This window comes from Undibacterium sp. TJN25, from assembly GCF_049339885.1.
In the GTDB taxonomy this organism is placed as follows: domain Bacteria; phylum Pseudomonadota; class Gammaproteobacteria; order Burkholderiales; family Burkholderiaceae_D; genus Undibacterium.
In genome coordinates, this window is sequence record NZ_JBMPPM010000046.1 from 1 (window position 1) to 386 (window position 386).

Genomic DNA, 386 nt, shown 5'->3' on the forward strand with positions numbered 1-386 from the left:
TGGAGGCCTATAAAGCGAAGACGATCGTGGTCAACAAGCGCTCGATGGCGTCCGGTTATGCCGGGCTGGACAATGAGTTGTTCTACATGGACAAGACCATGATGGTGTTTGGCGATGCCAAGAAGGTCATCGAAGACATGGTGAAGGCTATCGAATAGGGAAGCGCTATTCAGGTCGCTTTACGACAGGAAGCCACATGGGGACATGTGGCTTTTTGTTTTTTTTGAAGATGGATGTGTGTTGAGATTGCTGGCCGGGAGTAGCCCGGCAGCTACCTACTTCTTCTTGCTTCGCCAAGAAGAAGTAGGCAAGAAGAAGGCGACCGCAGACTTGCCCTTCGGGTGATGAGGCTACGCCCCATTACATTTTGCGCACTGCCAAAAATG

1 protein-coding gene is annotated in these 386 nt (G+C 51.3%); it reads left to right on the plus strand.

Annotated elements, in window-relative coordinates; all coding sequences use genetic code 11:
* On the plus strand, positions 1-158 hold a 158-nt coding region (locus ACO0LO_RS29050; RefSeq protein ID WP_422969212.1), incomplete at its 5' end, for an NAD(P)(+) transhydrogenase (Re/Si-specific) subunit beta.
* Between the last annotated feature and the right edge of the window lie 228 nt (positions 159-386).